Annotated in this window: 16 protein-coding genes; 11 read left to right on the forward strand and 5 right to left on the reverse strand. The window is 68.6% G+C overall.

Annotated features, from left to right (window positions below; translation table 11 throughout):
- Window positions 1-2,571 (reverse strand): tandem-95 repeat protein (locus AC07Q9_RS16475; RefSeq protein WP_495310755.1); only part of this gene is annotated, 2,571 nt, incomplete at its 3' end.
- A 621-nt stretch (window positions 2,572-3,192) separates the two neighbouring features.
- Here AC07Q9_RS16475 and AC07Q9_RS16480 point away from each other — a divergent pair.
- The 4 genes from AC07Q9_RS16480 to AC07Q9_RS16495 all read left to right on the forward strand — a co-directional run bounded on the left by AC07Q9_RS16480 (window position 3,193) and on the right by AC07Q9_RS16495 (window position 7,919).
- Window positions 3,193-4,020, forward strand: coding sequence for a response regulator transcription factor (locus AC07Q9_RS16480; protein WP_495310756.1), 828 nt, complete (start codon window positions 3,193-3,195; stop codon window positions 4,018-4,020).
- Window positions 4,021-4,083: 63 nt separating this feature from the next.
- Window positions 4,084-6,348 carry a sensor histidine kinase gene (locus AC07Q9_RS16485; RefSeq protein WP_495310757.1) on the forward strand — a complete coding sequence of 755 codons (2,265 nt, stop codon included), beginning with the start codon at window positions 4,084-4,086 and terminating at the stop codon, window positions 6,346-6,348.
- 129 nt (window positions 6,349-6,477) lie between these two features.
- Window positions 6,478-7,065, forward strand: coding sequence for a PadR family transcriptional regulator (locus AC07Q9_RS16490; protein WP_062474958.1), 588 nt, complete (start codon window positions 6,478-6,480; stop codon window positions 7,063-7,065).
- Window positions 7,066-7,079: 14 nt separating this feature from the next.
- Window positions 7,080-7,919, forward strand: a complete 840-nt coding sequence (locus AC07Q9_RS16495) for a siderophore-interacting protein (protein ID WP_495310758.1) — start codon at window positions 7,080-7,082, stop codon at window positions 7,917-7,919.
- A 133-nt stretch (window positions 7,920-8,052) separates the two neighbouring features.
- Here the strand turns inward: AC07Q9_RS16495 and corA are convergent, their stop codons facing one another.
- From corA to AC07Q9_RS16510, 3 genes are all read right to left on the reverse strand, one after another.
- Window positions 8,053-9,036 (reverse strand): magnesium/cobalt transporter CorA, encoded by a 984-nt coding sequence (gene corA, locus AC07Q9_RS16500; protein WP_487848323.1) that lies wholly within the window; start codon window positions 9,034-9,036, stop codon window positions 8,053-8,055.
- Window positions 9,037-9,069: 33 nt separating this feature from the next.
- Window positions 9,070-9,699 carry a hypothetical protein gene (locus tag AC07Q9_RS16505; RefSeq protein WP_495310759.1) on the reverse strand — a complete coding sequence of 210 codons (630 nt, stop codon included), beginning with the start codon at window positions 9,697-9,699 and terminating at the stop codon, window positions 9,070-9,072.
- An 83-nt stretch (window positions 9,700-9,782) separates the two neighbouring features.
- Entirely contained in the window at window positions 9,783-9,971 is a 189-nt protein-coding gene (locus AC07Q9_RS16510) for a polysaccharide deacetylase (protein ID WP_495310760.1), read from the reverse strand.
- A 321-nt stretch (window positions 9,972-10,292) separates the two neighbouring features.
- On the opposite strand from AC07Q9_RS16510, the gene AC07Q9_RS16515 reads away from it, so the two are divergent.
- From AC07Q9_RS16515 to AC07Q9_RS16530, 4 genes are all read left to right on the forward strand, one after another.
- On the forward strand, window positions 10,293-10,472 hold the full coding sequence (locus AC07Q9_RS16515; protein WP_495310761.1) for a hypothetical protein: 180 nt from the start codon (window positions 10,293-10,295) through the stop codon (window positions 10,470-10,472).
- 91 nt (window positions 10,473-10,563) lie between these two features.
- Entirely contained in the window at window positions 10,564-13,161 is a 2,598-nt protein-coding gene (gene mutS / locus AC07Q9_RS16520; protein ID WP_495310814.1) for a DNA mismatch repair protein MutS, read from the forward strand.
- Between the two features lie 28 nt (window positions 13,162-13,189).
- The gene (locus AC07Q9_RS16525) at window positions 13,190-14,029 is read left to right on the forward strand and encodes a proteasome-type protease (protein WP_062474940.1); all 840 of its coding nucleotides are present in this window, start codon (window positions 13,190-13,192) and stop codon (window positions 14,027-14,029) included.
- Window positions 14,030-14,031: 2 nt separating this feature from the next.
- Entirely contained in the window at window positions 14,032-14,838 is an 807-nt protein-coding gene (locus AC07Q9_RS16530) for an alpha/beta fold hydrolase (protein ID WP_174543661.1), read from the forward strand.
- A 7-nt stretch (window positions 14,839-14,845) separates the two neighbouring features.
- Here the strand turns inward: AC07Q9_RS16530 and AC07Q9_RS16535 are convergent, their stop codons facing one another.
- Window positions 14,846-15,358: an MOSC domain-containing protein gene (locus AC07Q9_RS16535; protein ID WP_495310762.1), complete on the reverse strand. Its 513-nt coding sequence runs from the start codon at window positions 15,356-15,358 to the stop codon at window positions 14,846-14,848.
- 121 nt (window positions 15,359-15,479) lie between these two features.
- Between AC07Q9_RS16535 and AC07Q9_RS16540 the strand changes: the two genes are divergently transcribed.
- From AC07Q9_RS16540 to AC07Q9_RS16550, 3 genes are all read left to right on the forward strand, one after another.
- Window positions 15,480-16,778, forward strand: coding sequence for an RNA polymerase sigma factor (locus AC07Q9_RS16540; protein ID WP_495310763.1), 1,299 nt, complete (start codon window positions 15,480-15,482; stop codon window positions 16,776-16,778).
- Window positions 16,760-17,140, forward strand: coding sequence for a YciI family protein (locus AC07Q9_RS16545; protein WP_495310764.1), 381 nt, complete (start codon window positions 16,760-16,762; stop codon window positions 17,138-17,140). Before AC07Q9_RS16540 ends, AC07Q9_RS16545 begins: the two co-directional genes overlap by 19 nt.
- A gap of 98 nt (window positions 17,141-17,238) precedes the next feature.
- On the forward strand, window positions 17,239-18,051 hold the full coding sequence (locus AC07Q9_RS16550; RefSeq protein WP_495310765.1) for an SDR family NAD(P)-dependent oxidoreductase: 813 nt from the start codon (window positions 17,239-17,241) through the stop codon (window positions 18,049-18,051).
- Window positions 18,052-18,114 lie beyond the last annotated feature (63 nt).

An 18,114-nucleotide genomic window follows, 5' to 3' on the forward strand; every position in this document is an offset into this window, starting at 1 on the left:
GGTGCCGTTGAAGTTCGGGTTCGGCGTGTAGACGTAGGTGCCATCGGGATTGACCGTGACAGAGCCGTTCGAAGGATTGCTGCCCTTGGTGTAGGTCAACGTGTCACCGTCGACGTCGCTGCCGGTGACCTTGCCGTTGACAGGCGTGTCCTCGTTCGTGGTCTGGTTGTAGTTGGGCGCCGTGGGGGCATCGTTGACCGGATCGACGGTGACCGTGATGGTGCTGGTTGTCGTGCCACCGTGGCCGTCGCTCACCGTGACGGTGAACGTATCGGTGCCGTTGAAATTCGGGTTCGGCGTGTACGTGTAGGTGCCGTCGGGGTTGACGACCACCGAGCCATTCGAAGGATTGCTGCCCTTCGTGTAGGTCAGCGCATCGCCGTCCACGTCAGCGCCCGTTACCTTGCCGTTGACAGGCGTGTCCTCGTTCGTGGTCTGGTTGTAGTTGGGCACCGTCGGTGCATCGTTGACCGGGTTGATGGTCACGTTCACCGTGCTGGTGGTCGTTCCACCGTGACCGTCGCTCACCGTCACGGTGAAGCTGTCGGTGCCATTGAAGTTCGTACCCGGGGTGTAGGTGTACGTGCCATCGGGATTGACTGTGACGGTGCCGTGCGCTGGATCGCTGCCCTTCGTGTAAGTCAGTGCGTCGCCATCGACGTCGCTGCCGATCACCTTCCCGCTGACTGGCGTGTCCTCGTCCGTGGTCTGGTTGTAGTTGGGTGCCGTCGGTGCATCGTTCACCGGATCGACGGTGACCGTGATGGTGCTGGTGACCGTGCCACCGTTGCCGTCGCTCACTGTCACAGTGAATGTGTCGGTGCCGTTGAAATTCGGGTTCGGCGTGTAGACGTAGGTGCCATCAGGATTGACCGTCACCGTGCCGTGCGCCGGATCGCTGCCCTTCACGTAGGTCAGTGCATCGCCATCGACGTCGCTGCCGATCACCTTCCCGCTGACCGGCGTGTCCTCGTTCGTGGTCTCGGTGTAGTTCGGTACCGTCGGTGCGTCGTTCACCGGAGTGACAGTCACGTTCACCGTGCTGGTGGTCGTGCCGCCGTGGCCGTCGTCGACGATGACGGTGAAGCTGTCAGTGCCGTTGAAGTTGGTACCGGGGGTGTACGTGTATGTGCCGTCGGCATTGACCGTGACCGTGCCGTGCGCTGGATCGCTGCCCTTCGTGTACGTCAGCGCATCACCATCGATATCGCTGCCGATCACCTTCCCGCTGACCGGCGTGTCTTCGCTCGTTGTCTCGGTGTAGTTCGGCGCCGTCGGCGCATCGTTCACCGGATCGACCGTCACGGTCACCGTGCTCGTCGTCGTGCCGCCATGACCATCACTCACCGTCACGGTGAAGCTGTCAGTGCCATTGAAGTTCGGATTCGGCGTGTAGACATACGTGCCATCGGGATTGACCGTGACCGTGCCGTTTGCCGGGTCGCTGCCCTTCACGTACGTCAGCGCATCGCCATCGACGTCGGTGCCGACCACGCTTCCGTTGACCGGCGTGTCTTCGTTCGTCGTCTCGTTGTAGTCGGGCGCCTCGGGCGCGTCGTTGACGGGCGAGACCGTCACCGTCACCGTGCTCGTCGTCGTACCGCCATGGCCATCGCTCACTGTGACAGTGAACGTATCGGTGCCGTTGAAGTCCGGGTTCGGCGTGTACGTGTACGTGCCGTCCGGGTTGACCGTCACCGTGCCATGCGCCGGGTCGCTGCCCTTCGTGTAGGTCAGCGTGTCGCCGCTGTCGATATCGCTGCCGGTCACCCGACCGCTCACGGGCGTGTCTTCGGCCGTGGTCTCGGTGTAGTCGGGCGCGGTGGGCGCGTCGTTCACGGGCGAGACGGTCACGGGCACCTTGACGGTGGTGGTGCCGCCCTTGCCGTCGCTGACGGTCACTTCGAAGCTGTCGGGCCCTTCGTAGCCGGGCTTGGGGGTGTAGACGAACTGGCCGGTAGACGGATCGACGGTGACGGTGCCGTGCTCGGGGCCCTTGGCGACGGTGTAGGTCAGCGTGTCGCGGTCCGGGTCGGTGGCATGCACCTGGCCCTGCACGGGCTTGTCCTGATCGGTGACGACAGGCTCGGCCTTGCCTTCGGGGCCGCGGTTCTGCGCGGGAAGCAACGGCGGGATGAAGGCCGGGCCACCACCGCCGCCGCCACCACCACCGCTCGCGGCGGCACCGACGCCCAGCACGCCGAGCGCACCCAGCAGCCAGCCCGGCACGCCGTCGGGCAGCAGGGCGCCGCCGGCGTCGTTCCATTCGATCTCGGTGAAGTGGAAGTCCTTCCAGGGCGCGGTGTACTGACCCCACCACTGCACGCCGGCGCCGTCTTCGAGCACGAGGTCGTTGCGGCCGCCGTCGGGGTACTCGGCGAAGAAGCCGCGCACGGCGACTTCCTGGCCGTCGCGCAGCACGAGCACGAGGTCGTCGCCGCGGCGCTCGAACTTGAGCACGCTCTCGGGCGCGATCTTCAGCGTGACGATCGACGGGCGATCCAGAACCAGAGGGGCTTCCGCCGTCGCTTTGCGGGATGACGCGCCACCAGACTTGTAAACAGCTTCCATGATTGGTCTTTCTCCTTGACTCCGGACCTCGGGCCAGCCCTCGCTTTCAGCGAACAGCCCGGGTCGCACGTTGGGAAATCTCGAAGGCCGCGGGTGGCTCTCGAGGACTCGCCGGCACGACCCGGTGCGCGGGTCACGCAGGCTTGCGCTTGCATGGGGCCGGATTCTTGGTTCGGGGGGGTGTCCGGACTTTTGCCGGAGAGGCCGTGGCGTTTGCCGTGGCGTACAACTGTTCACAAACGTGTGTGAATGTCGAATACTTCACACGATTGGCCAAAGAAATTCAGCAATTCGCAAGTTAGGAAAGCGAGCGCTGGCGGCCTTTTGGCTTACGCGCTTTTGCTGGAGCGTCCAATTCTTTTGATGGACGGAATCGGTCCGGCTATTTCCTGCAATACCGATCGGACCCTGTCCAGCCCCCCGTTTTCCCTCTGACAGACCCCCTCGCCGCGGCACCTTTTTTAAGGCCTCGGGCGGCAATGGCGGGTGAATCGATCAGGAATGAAGACCTGTCATTGGATGAATTTGCATTTCTTGTGACAATGATTACCAAATTAATTTCTTGGTTACATTGTTTCGGTCACAGGGCGTTCACACGCGGTGCCGGCGCCCCCTCTTTCCATGTCCTATTGGTCACCTCCGGAGCCCCGGAGAGCTCATCTGCTGGTTGTCGACGACAACGTTGACGAACTCAAGCTCTTGCTGGAAACGCTGCGGGGCACGGGCTACCGCATCACGCTCGCCTTCGACGCGATGGAGGGCTACCGGCGCGCGACGACGCTGCAGATGGACCTGGTGCTGCTGGACGTGCGCCTGGGCGGCACCGACGGGTTTGCCGCCTGCCGCCTGCTGAAGGCCGACCCGGCCACGGCGGACATTCCGGTGATCTTCGTGACCTCGTCGGCCAGCCTGGAAGAGCGCCTGACGGGCCTGCGGGCCGGCGCGGTCGACTACATCGTGAAGCCCTTCGACCCGGCCGAGGTGATGGCCCGCGTCGAAATTCACCTGGCGCTGGCGGAATCCCGCAGGGCGCGCACCGCCCCCGCCATGCAGGCGGCGCCCCCGCCCGATGACCCCGCCGCGAACGACGGCGGCGCGCCGGGCTCGGGCATGGACCGCGCGCTCATGCAGGCGGCGGAGCGACTGATATTGGCCGACCTGAGCCGCGTGCTGCCGCTGCGCGAGCTGGCGGCGCGCGTGGGCACGCACGAAAAGCGCCTGTCGCGCGTGTTCAAGGAGCTCGCGAACCGCACGGTGTTCGAGTTCGTGCGCGAGGCGCGGCTGCACGAGGCGCAGCGCCTGCTGCTCGAATCGGCCATGCGCATCGAGGAGATCGCCGCGGCGGTGGGGTTCTCGAGCGCCGCAAATTTCGCGACAGCGTTTCGCGAGTACTTCGACTGCACGCCCTCGGCCTGCCGCCAGGCCGGTGTCGAACGCTCCGGCACCTGACGCGCGATGCATCCGGTGCGCCCCCTGCCCCGATGGGCAAGCTGTCTGTTGCTGGGCCTCGCCTTGTGGCTGTGGACCGGAACGGCCAGTGCAGCAGCAGAAGCGATCAAGTTCAGTGCGCTCGCCCAAGGCAAGCTCTCTGTCGCGCAAGCCGTCGAGGTGTGGGAAGACCCCACGGCCCGCCTGTCGGCCAGCGAGGTGCTCGCCTTGCCGAGTGGCGGTGCGAACGGGCTCGTGCCCGCCACGCCCGACCAGTTGATGCGCGGGTTCTCGACCTCGGCGGTCTGGCTGCGCCTGTCGCTGGTCAACGATGCGCAGGAGGTGCGCACGGCGCGGCTCGGGCTCAATGTGACGTGGCTGCGGCATGTCGACTTTCATCTGCTGCGCACGCGCAATGGCCAACCCGCATGGACGCACGCGCAGGCCGGCGTGTCCGACCCGATGGACAGCACGCATCGCTACGACCGCATTCCGCAGTTGCAGATCGACCTGCAGCCGGGCGAGTCGGTGCAGGTGCTGGTGCGCGTCATAAGCACGGGCCAGATCAAGCTGGTGCTGGAGTTGCACACCGACGAGGCGTGGCATCACATCGAACGCAACCATGCGCTGCTCAGCGGCCTGCTGATCGGCGGGCTGCTGGCCTTCGCGGTGTACTCGGCCGCGCTGTGGTGGATTTCGCGCGCGCCGATGCTCGCGTTCCAGGCGGGGAGCTTTGCGCTGCTGGCGCTCTACGAGGCCACCTACCGGGGCTATGCGCGCATTGCGCTGTGGCCCGACAGCACGGTCTGGAGCTACCGCGGCCACAGCGTGATGGTGGCGGCCACGGCGTTGTGCCTGCTGCTGTACTTTCACGAGCGCGGCCGCCAGAGCCCGGTGCGCGTGCCGGGGCGCCCGCTGCTGTTCGTGCTGGCCGGCGTCGAGATCGTCGTGCTGCTGGGCACCCTGCTCGGCCCCTACGCGACCTTCGCCGCCATCGGCATCGTGAACGCGCCGCTGATCGTGCTCGCGCTGACGGTCTGCACTTTCATCTACCAGCGGCGCGCCGGGCCGGGCGGGCGGCTGTCGCTGATGGTGATGCTCGTGATCTGCGTGGGCGCGCTGATGCGCATGTCGGCGCTGATGTTCGCGGAGCGCTCGATGTCCGACTTCGACCACTATGCGCTGGCGTTCCCGGGCATGCTGGTGGGCGCGTTCGCGATCACGGCGTGGTCATTCCAGGAAACGCGCCAGCGCAACGCGGCGCAGCAGACGCTGCTGGCGTGGCAGGCCCAGGAGCAGCAGCGGCTCGAGGAAGAAGTGGTGCGCAAGACCCGCGCGCTGAGCGAGGCGCTGGGCCAGGCCGAGCAGCGCACGCGCGAGCAGAAGGAGCTGCTGGCCTACATCAGCCACGACCTGCGCGCGCCGGTGGCCACCATCCTGGGCAACCTGCGGCTGATGCAGGACGCCGGCGACATGCCCGCGCCGACGCGGCTCGCCACCATCGAACGCAGCGCGGCCTACCAGCTGGAGCTCATCGATGACCTGGTCGACTACGCCAAGGGCGAGCTGGCGCCGCTGGCCGTCGAAGCGCAGCCGGTGCAGCTGCGCACGCTGGTCGACAACGTCGCGCAGTACGCGGACGCGCTCGCGCAGCGCCAGCACAACAGCTTCGAACTCACGATCGACGGCGAGTTGCCGGCCCTGGTCCACCTCGACGGCAAGCGGCTGCAGCAGGTGGTGCTGAACCTGCTGTCGAACGCGGCCAGGTTCACGCGCAACGGCGCCATCGGGCTGCGCTTGCAGGCGCAACCGTCCCACGGCGCGTGGCTGTTGCATTTCGAGGTGACCGACAGCGGCACGGGCATCGACACCGACACGCTCGATCGCATGACCCGCCTGCTGGCCGACAACGCGCCCAGCATGGCGGGCGGCGGGCTCGGGCTGGTGATTGCGCAGCGCATCGTGCAGCGGATGGGCGGGCGGCTCGCCATTCACAGCGGCATGGGCACGGGGACGCGGGTGGTCTTCTCGCTGTCGACCGAGCCGGCGCCTTCGTCGGATGCGCCTGCACCGCCGTTGCCGGAACCCATCGCCGCGCCCGGTCCGCGCCCAAAGCCTAGGGCACGCCGGCCACTTCCGGTGTTGACGCCGTTGTCGCCGGCGCAGAAGGACGAACTCGAAGCGCTCGCCCGCGACGGGCGCTGGAGCGACCTGCACGAATGGGTGAACCGGCTGGCCGCCGAGGCGCACAGCCAGCCGATGGTGTTGACGCTGCGCCAGGCGCTGGACCGGCTGGACTTCGAGCAGATCCGCCTGATGGCGCGCGCGGCGCCTTTGCGTCCGCTGTAGCCCGCTCTCGCCCGCCGGCGCTGCGCCGCCAGAACCCATGCGACCGACAGGGTCGCCCGATGGGTGGGCTTTCGCTTTCTATTTCGATATATCTAGAATAGTCTCGACCCACTCAAGAAAGCCATCCCCATGCGCCACCTTCACCACGCTCCGCACCACCATCACCACCGCCACGCCCCGCGCGGCGAACACGAAGACGGCCTGGCCGGCGGCGGCCGCGGGATGCGCGGCGGACGCGGCGGCGGCGCGGGCCGGGTGTTCGGCCACGGCGGGCTGCGCTTCGTGCTGCTGCAGCTCATTGCCGACAAGCCCTCGCATGGCTACGAGCTCATCAAGGCCATCGAAGACCGCCTGGGCGGCACCTACGCACCGAGCCCCGGCGTGGTCTACCCCACGCTCACGCTGCTGGAAGAGCTGGGCTACCTGAGCGTGGAAACCGCCGACGTCGGCGGCCGCAAGCGCTACAGCATCACGCCGAGCGGCCAGGAGTTTTTGGCCGCCAACCGCGAGACGGCCGACGCCATGATGGCCCGCATGGCGGGCGGCGTGGACGGCGCCGGCCCGCGCGCCGGACGGCCCCCGCAAGTCACCCGCGCCATCGAGAACCTCAAGCTCGCGATGCGCCTGCGCCTCGGCGGCGCCCCCCTCACCGAACAACAAGCCCACGAATTCGCCGCGGTGCTCGACAGCGCCGCACAACAGCTGGAACGCATCTGAACCCATCTCTGCAAATGACTGACTTCACTACGACTCCCTCTTCCAACACGCCCGACCGCACGCCCCGCCGCGTGCGCCACGAACTGCGTTTTCGCCAGCTCACGGTGAAGACCGTGCAGCGCGTGACGCCGCACCTGATCCGCATCACGCTGACCGGCGACGCGCTCCAGGGCTTCACCAGCCCCGGCTTCGACGACCACGCGAAGCTGTTCTTTCCCGACGCCGCCACCGGCCAGCTCACGCTGCCGACCGCCGGCCCCGACGGCCCCGTGTGGCCCGAGGGCGGGCGCCCCGCCATGCGCGACTACACGCCGCGCCGCCACGACGCGCAAGCCAATACGCTGGAGATCGACTTCGCGCTGCACGACGCCGGCCCCGCCACGCAGTGGGCCGAGCAGGCCAAGCCCGGCGACATCGTCGGCGTGGGTGGCCCGCGCGGCTCGTTCATCGTGCCGACCGAATTCGACTGGCACCTGCTGATCGGCGACGACACCGCCCTGCCCGCCATCTCGCGCCGCCTGGCCGAACTGCCGGCCGGTGCGCGCGTGGTGGTGCTGGCGGAAGTCGACAGCGACGCCGACGAGATTCCCTTCGAGACGCAGGCCGAGCTCACGCTGCGCTGGGTGCACCGCCAGGGCGCCGCGCCGGGGCTGAGCCCCGTGCTGGTCGACACGCTGAAGGCGATGGCGCTGCCGGCGGGCGACTTCCATGCGTGGGTCGGGTGCGAATCAGCGATTGCGAAGGCGCTGCGCGCGCACCTCGTGGGCGAACGCGGCGCGAACCCGAAGTGGGTTCGGGCGTCGGGTTACTGGCGCCGCGGTGCGGTGGCAACGCACGACACGCACGACGAGTAAGTGTTGGTATTGCTCCTTCCCCTCCCGGGGGAAGGCTGGGATGGGGGCAAGCGGCCTGCGTCAAGCCGCTGAGGGTGGAAGCGCCGCGAGCCCCCACCCCAACCCTCCCCCGATGGGGAGGGAGAAAGTCATGTCAAAGCCAGCCGACGCGCCTGAACCGGTAGTACAGGTAGCCGCAAGTACTGACGATCAACCCCAGCGCCATCGCGTACCCATAGCGGAATTTCAGCTCAGGCATGTGCTCGAAGTTCATCCCCCAGATGCCCGCGAAGGCCGTGCACACCGCGAAGATGCTGGCCCAGGCAGCGAGCCGCTTGGTCACTTCGCTCTCCTCGATGGTGACCATCGAGAGGTTCACCTGCACCGCCGTGGCGATGGTGTCGCGCACCGCATCGATCGAGCCGTTGATGCGCACCAGGTGGTCGCCCACGTCGCGAAAGTACTCCTGCGTGCCCACGCAGATCTGCGGCACGCGCCCGCCGTGCAGCTTGCCCGCCGCCTCCACCAGCGGCGCCACCGCGCGCTTGAGGATGAGGCTGCGGCGCTTCAGGTCGTACAGCTGCTTGATCTTGTCGCGCGCCGCGCCGCCCTGGGCAAAGATCTGCTGCTCGATGGATTCGAGTTCCACTTCGAGCGCGTCGATCACCGGAAAGTAGCGGTCGACCACCGCGTCCATCAGCGCATAGAGCACGAAGCCCGCGCCATTGCGCAGCAGGTCGGGCTCGCGCTCGCAGCGCTCGCGCACGCCCAGGAAACCCTGCTGGCTGCGGTTGCGCACCGACAGCACATAGTTGCGGCCGACGAACACGTTGACCTCGCCCACGTTCACGCTGTGCTCGCCGTCGGCTTCGGTCGAAGGCTCGACCAGGTGCATCACGACGAACAGCGAGTCGCCGTACTCCTCCACCTTGGGCCGCTGGTGGCCGTGCTGGGCGTCTTCGACGGCCAGCGGGTGCAGGTCGAACTCGTCCTGCATCTGGGCCAGCTCTTCGGGCGTCGCGTCGCTCAGCGCCACCCAGACGAAGCAGCCGGCGCGGGAGATGTAGTCGCTGATGTCCTCGACGGGGATGTCGGCGAGCTTGGCGCCGTTTTCATAGGCCACGCAGTTGATCAGCATCGGGACGCTTCCCTCTTCGAACTTGGAATGAACTCAGGCGGCTGCATCGGTCGATGCGGTCGCGGCCAGGGCGGCCGTGTCGGCCAGCGAGGTCTCGATGGCCTGCGTCTCGCGCGCGAGCAGGGCCAGGCCCTGGTCGGCGAATGCGCGGTGGCTGTCCACGTCGGCCCACAGGCTCGCCGCGGCTTCGGCACACGTCAGCGACGTGAAGCGGATGCGGCCCTTGGCCAGCGCGACGAAGCGCTGCTCGCGCAGCGGATCGGCCCGGTCCCAGGCGCCGCCGATGAGCACGCGCTTGCCGCGCTTGATGCGCGGTTCGCGCTCGGCGAAGAAAGGCAGCTTGGCGCTGACCCAGCCCAGCAGGCCGGTGTTCAACGCGGTGTCGAAGGCGGAGGGGGCGGCGTTCGCCTTGGCAAATTCGCGCAGCGTGCCGAGCTGGTAGAGCGCCGGGTCCTTGGCGCCGCCCGTGCCTTCGACCGGCCGGATGACGGACGGGCCGCTGTTGCCCGCGCCCGGGCGCCCTTCGGGCCGTTTCGACTTGCGCAGGTCCGCCAGTTGGGCCGGCGACATGCACAGGTACAGCGCCGCGAGTTCGGCGGGCAGGGTGGCGGTGTCCGGGAGCGCGTCCGCTGCAGGGCCTTTGATTTCATCCGACGGGGCCATGGGCGCCTTTGTTCTTCACGCGGGGTTTGCGCCGAGGGATTTTAGGAGGGGCGATGCAGGCCGCCCGGCCGCGCCCGCCCGCGTCAGTGCCCGGGTCCGGCCTGCCCGTCCGGCTCGGGCGCCTCAGCCGGCAGCCATTGCAGCTCGTCCGGCAGGTAGGGCCGCGACCAGTTCATGCCGTCCAGCCGCACGCGCAGCGTGAGCCCCCGCACGGTGGTCACGGTGCCGGGCTGCCCGTGCACCAGCACCCTGGCGCCCTTGCGGGCAGGCACATGAAATCGTTTCCGGATGTCCTCGTAGCTCACTGGGGTCTCCATCGATGAAGGTCGCGCGCGCCCGCGTAGTCATGCGCATGCGCACGACTACGCGCGGGGGAAGCGTCTGGATTCAGGAACGGCCAAGAAGCGCGTGCGGCGGGGCGCCGCGCCTGGAACAGGCCACGTGGTGGATCTGCGCTGGATCCCCACAAAGTTCACGGTCATCGGGACCGGCATGGTGCCACGCGACGCGACAACCCCCGGCGCTTCTCGACAATGCCGACCCGAGCCAGAAGCACACGACCGCCCGGCAACCCCTCTCAGGAAGAACAGGCCATGAAGACCGACACCGCCATCCGCCACGTCACCCCGCCGGGCACCAACCTCTTTTTGGAACTGCGTTTTGCGCCCCCCGAGGCTCGCCGCCTGCAGGCCGCATCGCACAAGCAGATCGACGACGCGCGGGTCGCAATGCGCAACCGCATCGGCAAGCCGGTCACACCGACCGTCGGCTGATCCCCGTTCGCCCGTCCCCGATAATCCCCGAGTGAAAACGACGACTGCCCACCCCGCCCCCTCCTCCAGCGACTTCTCCGGGCACACGCCCATGATGGCGCAGTACCTGGGCCTCAAAGCCGACCACCCGGACACCCTGCTGTTCTACCGGATGGGCGATTTCTACGAACTGTTCTGGGCCGACGCCGAAAAGGCCTCGCGCCTGCTCGACATCACGCTCACCCAGCGCGGCCAGTCGGCCGGGCAGCCGGTGCTGATGTGCGGCGTGCCCTTCCACTCGGTCGACACCTACCTCGCGCGGCTCATCAAGCTCGGCGAATCGGTCGCCATCTGCGAGCAGGTGGGCGAGGTCGGCGCCAGCAAGGGGCCGGTCGAACGCAAGGTGGTGCGGGTGGTCACGCCCGGCACGCTGACCGACTCGGAACTGCTCAACGACAAGAGCGATTCGCTGCTGCTCGCGGTGCATGCGGGCACGCGCAATTTCTGCGGCCTCGCCTGGCTCAGCGTGACGGGTGCCGAGCTGCGGCTGGCCGAGTGCCCGGCCGACGCGCTCGAAGCCTGGATCGCGCGCATCGCGCCGAGCGAGCTGCTGTACAGCGCCGAGGTCACGCCCGCTTTCGAGCAGCGCCTGAAGGCCGCGCGCGCGGCCGTGCCGTTCACGCTGTCGCTGCGTCCGGCCTGGCAGTTCGACCCCGGCCTGGGCGAGCGCAAGCTCAGCGAGCAGATGGGCAGCCACAGCCTCGCGGCGTGGAACGCCGAATCGCTGGGCAACGCGCACGCCGCCGCCGCCGCGCTGCTGGGTTATGCCGAGCACACGCAGGGCCGCGCGCTGTCGCACGTGCAGCGGCTGTCGGTGGAACGCGACGGCGACCTGATCGAGCTGCCGCCGACCACGCGCCGCAACCTGGAGCTGGTGCAGACGCTGCGCGGCGAAGACGCGCCCACGATGTTCTCGCTGCTCGACACCTGCATGACGGGCATGGGCAGCCGCCTGCTCAAGCGCTGGCTGCTCTCGCCGCGCCGCGACCGCAGCGAAGCCCAGGGCCGGCTCGACGCCATCGGTGCGCTGCAGTCCCCCGGGCCCGGCGCCACCGCCGCGCCCTGGCGCACGCTGCGCGAGCAGCTGAAGAACACGAGCGACGTGGAACGCATCGCGGCGCGCATCGCGCTGCGCCAGGTGCGCCCGCGCGAACTGGTGGCGCTGCAGCTCGCGCTGGCGAAGGCCGAGCAGCTGGCGCCGCTGCTGCCGGGCGCCGCCGCGCTGCTGGCGCAGATCACCGAACGCCTGGCACCGCCGCCGGGCTGCGCCGACCTGCTGGTGCGCGCGATCAAGCCCGATCCGTCGGCGCTGGTGCGCGACGGCGGCGTGATCGCCACCGGCCACGACGCCGAGCTCGACGAGCTGCGCGAGATCAGCGAGAACTGCGACGACTTTTTGCTCAAGCTCGAGATCAGCGAACGCGAGCGCACCGGCATCAGCAACCTGCGCGTGCAGTTCAACCGCGTGCACGGCTTCTACATCGAGGTGACGCAAAGCGCGCTCTCGAAGGTGCCCGACAACTACCGCCGCCGCCAGACGCTGAAGAACGCCGAGCGCTTCATCACGCCCGAACTCAAGGCCTTCGAAGACAAGGCGCTGAGCGCACAAGACCGTGCGCTGGCGCGCGAGAAATGGCTGTACGAGCAGCTGCTCGACGCGCTGCAGCCTTCGGTGCCCGCACTCACGCAGCTGGCCGGCGGCATTGCCGCGCTCGACGCGCTGTGCGCGCTGGCCGAGCGCTCGCACACGCTGAACTGGCGCGCGCCGACCTTCGTGTCGCACCCGTGCATCGAGATCCAGCAGGGCCGCCACCCGGTGGTGGAGGCGCGGCTGGCCGAGAAGTCGTCGGGCGGCTTCATCGCCAACGACACGCAGATGGGGCCGCAGCAGCGCATGCAGATCATCACCGGCCCGAACATGGGCGGTAAGTCGACCTACATGCGGCAGGTGGCGATCGTGGTGCTGCTGGCCTCCATCGGCTCGCACGTGCCGGCCACGGCCTGCCGGCTCGGGCCGATCGACGCGATTCACACGCGCATCGGCGCGGCGGACGACTTGGCCAATGCGCAATCGACCTTCATGCTCGAGATGACCGAGGCCGCGCAGATTTTGCACAGCGCCACGGCGCAATCGCTGGTGCTGATGGACGAAATCGGCCGCGGCACCAGCACCTTCGACGGCCTGGCGCTGGCGGCCGGCATCGCGGCGCAGCTGCACGACCGCAGCAAGGCCTTCACGCTGTTCGCCACGCACTACTTCGAGCTGACCGAGTTCCCGGCCACGCACCACGGCGCGGTGAACATGCATGTGAGCGCGACCGAATCGGGCCGCGACATCGTGTTCCTGCATGAGATGCAGCCGGGCCCGGCCAGCAAGAGCTACGGCATCCAGGTGGCGCGCCTCGCGGGCATGCCCGCGGCGGTGGTCAACCACGCGCGGCAGGCGCTCGATGCGCTCGAATCACAGCATGCGCAAACGCGTGCACAGGTCGACCTGTTTGCGCCGCCGCCCGCCGCCGAAACCCCCATGGCCAGCGCCGTAGAATCCGCGCTGGCTGCCCTCGACCCGGACACCATGAGCCCGCGCGAAGCCCTCGACGCGCTCTATGCCCTCCAGAAACTGAACGCACGTGAACGCAGTACCGCATGAGCGGGCCCAGTTCCTGCAAGGCGAACCCATGACTTATTGCGTAGGCATCAAACTCAACGCCGGCCTGGTGTTTCTCTCCGACTCGCGCACGAACGCGGGGGTCGACCACATCAGCACCTTCCGCAAGATGATCGTCTACGAGCAGCCGGGCGACCGCGTCATGGTGCTGCTGTCGTCGGGCAACCTGAGCATCTCGCAGTCGGTGCGCGAAATCCTGCAGATCGAAGAGCTGCGCGAAACGCGCGAAGACGGCACGCAGGGCGAGCCGATCACGATCTGGAACGCCAAGAGCATGTTCGACGCCGCGCGCGTACTGGGCTCGGCCGTGCGCCATGTGTACGACCGCGACGCCGAGGCGCTCAAGCATGCGGGCCTCGATTTCAACGTGTCGTTCATCTTCGGCGGGCAGGTCAAGGGCGAAGGCATGCGCCTGTTCCTGGTCTACGCCGCGGGCAACTTCATCGAAGCCACCACCGAGACGCCCTACTTCCAGGTGGGCGAGTCGAAGTACGGCAAGCCCGTGCTCGACCGCGTGCTCACGCCCGAGACGCCGCTGGACGAAGCCGCCAAGTGCGCGCTGGTGTCGATGGACTCGACCATGAAGTCGAACCTGTCGGTCGGCCTGCCGCTGGACCTGGTGGTGTACGAGGCCAACAAGCTCGAGACCGACCGCGTGATCTGCATCGACGCCGACAACCCCTACTACCGCATGATGCACAACAGCTGGGGCCAGAAGCTGCGCGAGGTGTTCGACAGCATCGAAGACCCGGTGTGGGACGACAGCGCCACCGAACACCCGCTGCGGATGCCGGCCACGCGCCACAGCCCGCTGCGGAAAATCTCGACTCCAGACGAAAAGCTCATCTGAATCTGTCCGTGCCTCCTGTCATCTTTTCGCACGGCAACAGTTTTCCGGCGAGCACCTACCGCGTCGTTCTCGACAGCCTTCGCAACCGGGGCTTCGAGGTCGACGCCATCGAGAAATTCGGGCACGACCCGAAGTACCCCGTCACCGACAACTGGCCGCACCTGGTGCAGCAGCTGGCCGATTTCGCCAAGCTGCGCGCCGACCGCGCGGGCGGCCCGGTGTTCCTCATCGGCCATTCGCTGGGCGGCTTCCTGAGCCTGATGTGCGCGGCGCGCCATCCCGAGCTGGCGCGCGGCGTGCTGCTGATCGACTCGCCGATCCTCGGCGGCTGGCGCGCGAACACGCTCAACGTGGTCAAGCGCACGCCGCTCATGAAAAGCATCTCGCCCGGCGCCACCAGCCGCAAGCGCCGCAACAGCTGGGAGCACCGCGAGGCAGTGTTCGAGCACTTCCGCAGCAAGAAGGCGTTCGCGAAGTGGGACGAGCAGGTGCTGCACGACTACATCGACCACGGCACCTTCGACAGCGAAGACACGCGCGCCCTGAGCTTCGACCGCGACGTGGAAACCGCGATCTACAACACCCTGCCCCACACGCTGGGCGGGCTGCTGCGCCGCCACCCGATCAAGTGCAAGGTGGCCTTCATCGGTGGGCGCCAGTCGGTCGAGATGAAGCAGGTGGGCATGGCGATGACCGAGCAGGTCACCAAGGGCCGCATCACGATGCTCGACGGCAGCCACCTGTTTCCGATGGAAAAGCCGCTGGCCACGGCGGCGGCCATCGAAGCCTCGCTGCGCAACCTGATGTAGGTGGTGTTCAGGCGGTGATGCAGGCAACGGCGTCGCCGACGCGCAGCACACCGCCACGCAGCACCCGCGCCGTCACGCCGCCATGCCCGCGCATGGCGTTGTAACCGCCGGGGCCGAGCAGTTCTTCCATGCGCGAGCAGGGCTCGCAGGGCCCGGTGATCTCGAGCAGCACCTCGGGCCCGAGCGCCAACACCAGCGGCTGGTCGCGAAACAGCGAGCGCGCCGCCAGCAGGTTGAGACCCGACACGACGAGGTTGCGGCGCAGCAGCCCCGCGTCGACCCCTTCCATGCGCTGCGCGAGCGCCGCGACAACCGGCAGGTGCTCCGCCTGGATCAGCGTGACCTGCCGCTTGCCACCGCCGCGCCCGGCACTGCTGCGGTCGCCGGCCAGGCCCAGCCCTTCGATGGCCAGCACCTCCTCCACCGATTGAACTGGCGTGCGCCGCGCGGGGCGCAGCAGGATGGCGTCGAGCCGGCCAGGGTGCGGGAACTGCCGGGTCAGGGCGTGGAGGTCGGACATGCGTCGCATTGTCCACGCGGACTTTTTTTGCGCACCGCTGTCGGCCCGCCGCATACTGGCGCGTCCTTGGGGTTGAACCGACCTCCGTCGAAGGAACAGAAGCGACACCCACGCGCCGACGATGACCACCACCGAGCTGAGCTGGATCGCCACCACGTTGACCGCCGCGCGACCGCGCGCGGTGGCGGCGCTGCTGCGCTACTTCCGCGACCTGGACACGGCCGAGGAAGGTTTCCAGGAAGCCAGCCTGCGCGCGCTGCGGCACTGGCCCGAGCACGGGCCGCCCGACGATCCGCTGGCGTGGCTGATCCTCGTGGGGCGCAACGCGGCGCTCGACGAGCTGCGGCGGCGCGACCGGCACGATCCGTTGCCCGAGGAGGACGACGGCGACGCGGACATGGCCCTCGACCCCGACCTCGCCGAACAGCTCGACCAGTCGCACTACCGCGACGACGTGCTGCGCCTGCTGTTCGTGTGCTGCCACCCCGCGCTGCCGCTCGCACAACAGATCGCGCTGGCGCTGCGCATCGTCTCGGGGCTGTCGGTGCCGGAGATCGCGCGCGCCTTCCTGGTCGGCGAGCGCGCCATGGAGCAGCGCATCACGCGCGCCAAGCAGCGCGTGGCCGCGGCTGGCCTGCCCTTCGATGCGCCCGGCGCGCGCGAACGCGGCGAGCGGCTGGCGGCCGTGGGCGCGGTGGTCTACCTGCTGTTCAACGAAGGCTACGCGGCCAGCGGCGGCACGGCCCATGTGCGCATGGCGCTGTGCGAAGAAGCGATCCGGCTCGCGCGCCTGCTGTGCGACCTGTTCCCCGACGAGCCCGAGACCACCGGCCTGTGCGCCCTGCTGCTGTTGCAGCACGCGCGTGCCGACGCGCGGCTGGACGCGGCCGGCATGGTCGTGCTGCTCGAAGACCAGGACCGCACGCGCTGGCACTGCGCGGCGATCGACGAAGGGTTGGCCCTGCTCGACACCGCGCTGCGCCGGCGCCGCATCGGGCCGTACCAGCTGCAGGCGGCCATCGCGGCCACGCACGCACGGGCCACACGCGCGGCCGACACCGACTGGGCCGAGATCGACCGGCTCTACGCCGGGCTCGAAAAGCTGCAGCCTTCGCCCGTGGTCACGCTCAACCGCGCGGTGGCCGTGGCCAAGGTGCGCGGGCCCGATGCGGCGCTGGCGATGGTCGACGCGCTGGCGGAACCGCTGTCGGCGTACTTTCACTTCCACGGCCTGCGCGGCGGGCTGCTGATGCAGCTGGGCCGCGCCGACGAAGCGCGCCGTGCCTTTGCCGACGCGCTCGCGCTGGCCCGCACCGCCGCCGAAGCGGCCCACATCCGCTTGCTGCTCGACCGTCTCGGCGCGGGCGCCTCTTCCGACTCCCTTCAAGCAAAGGACGAACGATGCTCTATTCCATCCTGATCTACGGTTCCGAAGCTGCGGTGGCCGGCTGGGCGCCCGAGGTCGAAGACGAGATGCTCGAGCGCCACACCGACCTGCGCGACGAGCTGCAGGCCGCCGGCCGGCTCGGCACCGTGCTGCGCCTGATGCCCGACACCGCCACCACCGTGCGGCACGCCGGCGCCGCGCACCCGCTGGTGACCGACGGGCCGTTCGCCGAGACGAAGGAGCAGCTGATGGGCATCTACATCGTCGAGTGCGAGTCGCTCGAAGACGCGCGGCATGCGGCGCGGCGGCTGGACTTCGAGGGCGGCGTGTTCGAGATCCGTCCGGTGACCTGGTACGACCCGGGCGTGATCGCGCCGCGCATCCCGCAGGTCTGAAAAAACACCACTGCGCTGTCGGATCAGCTGGGCCTGCGCCGTCCTTGGAACGAGCGCCCGCATGTCGCGGGCGCCAAACCCTCCAAGGAGAAACGTCCATGCCCTCGAATGTCCAGTCCTTGCAAGACCGCTGCGCCGTGATCCACGGCGGCAGCGGTGCCCTCGGTGGCGCGGTGGCCCGCGCCTTTGCACGCGAAGGCGCCCGCGTGTTCATCACCGGCCGCAACCGCGACAAGCTCGACGCGGTGGTGCGAGACATCGCCAAAACCGGTGGCCGTGCGCAGGCCGCGGTGGTCGATGCGCTGGACGAAGCCGCGATGCTGCGCCATGCGGCCGAGGTCGCCGAGCAGGCCGGCAGCATCGACCTCGCGTTCAACGCCGTCGGCATCTTCCACGTGCAGGGCCGGCCGCTGGCCGAGCTGTCGCTGGAGGACTTCTTCCTCCCCATCCACGCCTACACGCGCGCCAACTTCCTCACCGCCAAGGCCGTGGCACCGCACATGGCGGCGCGCGGCGGCGGCGTGATCCTGTCGGTGTCGACGCCCGCTTCGCGCCTGCCCGGCCCGGGGTACCTCGGCCATGCCGTGGCCTGCGCCGGCGTGGAGGGGCTCGCGCGCCACATGGCGGGCGAACTCGCTGCGTTTCGCATCCGCACCGCCTGCATCCGCTCGCACGCGATTCCCGAGGCGGTGGCCGCGGGCTCGCACAGCGGCGAGGTATTTCGCCCGGCGGCCGAGCGCATGGGCCTCACGGTCGAGCAGATGCTGGCCGCGCGGCCGGAGGGGCTGCTGGTCGAACGCCTGCCCTCGCTGGACCAGCTCGCGGGCACCGCGGTGTTCCTGGCCTCGCCGCTGGCCGGGGCCATGACCGGGGCAATAGTCAACCTGAGCGGAGGGGTCATCCTCGATTAGGGTTGTGGTCGCTTTGAATTAACATCAAGATACAAATAGGAACTTTAGAAACAGTCGTTTCAT

It is taken from the genome of Variovorax sp. GW821-FHT09A10 (assembly GCF_059418385.1).

Coding starts and splice junctions, on each gene's coding strand:
- AC07Q9_RS16480 (WP_495310756.1), top strand. CDS start 3,193: ATGTCCTATTGGTCACCTCCGGAGCCCCGGAGAGCTCATCTGCTGGTT.
- AC07Q9_RS16490 (WP_062474958.1), top strand. CDS start 6,478: ATGCGCCACCTTCACCACGCTCCGCACCACCATCACCACCGCCACGCC.
- AC07Q9_RS16495 (WP_495310758.1), top strand. CDS start 7,080: ATGACTGACTTCACTACGACTCCCTCTTCCAACACGCCCGACCGCACG.
- corA (WP_487848323.1), bottom strand. CDS start 9,036: ATGCTGATCAACTGCGTGGCCTATGAAAACGGCGCCAAGCTCGCCGAC.
- AC07Q9_RS16505 (WP_495310759.1), bottom strand. CDS start 9,699: ATGGCCCCGTCGGATGAAATCAAAGGCCCTGCAGCGGACGCGCTCCCG.
- AC07Q9_RS16515 (WP_495310761.1), top strand. CDS start 10,293: ATGAAGACCGACACCGCCATCCGCCACGTCACCCCGCCGGGCACCAAC.
- mutS (WP_495310814.1), top strand. CDS start 10,564: ATGATGGCGCAGTACCTGGGCCTCAAAGCCGACCACCCGGACACCCTG.
- AC07Q9_RS16525 (WP_062474940.1), top strand. CDS start 13,190: ATGACTTATTGCGTAGGCATCAAACTCAACGCCGGCCTGGTGTTTCTC.
- AC07Q9_RS16535 (WP_495310762.1), bottom strand. CDS start 15,358: ATGTCCGACCTCCACGCCCTGACCCGGCAGTTCCCGCACCCTGGCCGG.
- AC07Q9_RS16540 (WP_495310763.1), top strand. CDS start 15,480: ATGACCACCACCGAGCTGAGCTGGATCGCCACCACGTTGACCGCCGCG.
- AC07Q9_RS16545 (WP_495310764.1), top strand. CDS start 16,760: ATGCTCTATTCCATCCTGATCTACGGTTCCGAAGCTGCGGTGGCCGGC.
- AC07Q9_RS16550 (WP_495310765.1), top strand. CDS start 17,239: ATGCCCTCGAATGTCCAGTCCTTGCAAGACCGCTGCGCCGTGATCCAC.